The organism is Streptomyces sp. 13-12-16, assembly GCF_002114215.1.
Lineage (GTDB): Bacteria > Actinomycetota > Actinomycetes > Streptomycetales > Streptomycetaceae > Streptomyces.
The window spans coordinates 939-1,504 of sequence record NZ_NCTE01001450.1 but is presented as its reverse complement, the minus strand read 5'-3'; the positions used below and the strand labels follow the sequence as shown (position 1 = coordinate 1,504).

The following is a 566-nucleotide window of genomic DNA, read 5'->3' as shown; positions in this document are numbered from 1 at the left end:
ACCCCCCCGCCGTCCCGGGCCCCCCGCCTGTGGCTGGACCGGCCCGTCGCACCCGGCCGGCCCGCGTTCCTGGGCACGAGCGGGTACGCCGGCCTCGACAACATCAGCGTGCTGGACCGCTACGAGGACGAAGCGGCCCGCTGGGCCTCCCGCACCGGGGGCTCCGTGGTCGAACTCCACGCGTACGCGCTGCCCCCGGACGCGTCCCGGGACGTCGAGCGGAAGCGGCTGATCGGACAACTGCACCGCGTCTACCCGGAGACACGGGCGGCCACGATCGTCGACGCCCGGCACGAGTGGCGGGCCGACTGCCCCCTGTTCCCGGTGGACGGCTACGCCGACCGGCCGACGGTACGCACCCCGGAGCCCGGCGTGACGATGGCCGGCGACCTGGTCCGCACCGGCCTGCCCGTCGCGCTGATGGAACGCGCGGCGACGAGCGGGTTCCTCGCCGCCAACGCCCTGCTGGAACGCTGGGGCGTGCGCGGACAGACCCTGTGGACGGTGCCCGACCGGGGACGCGGCGCCCTGCTGCGGTCCCTGGCCGGGCTGGGCCGCCGGCCCGC

1 protein-coding gene is annotated in these 566 nt (G+C 77.0%); it reads left to right on the top strand.

Annotated elements, in window-relative coordinates; all coding sequences use genetic code 11:
• On the top strand, positions 1–566 hold a 566-nt coding region (locus tag B7767_RS42365; RefSeq protein ID WP_143653003.1), incomplete at both ends, for an FAD-dependent oxidoreductase.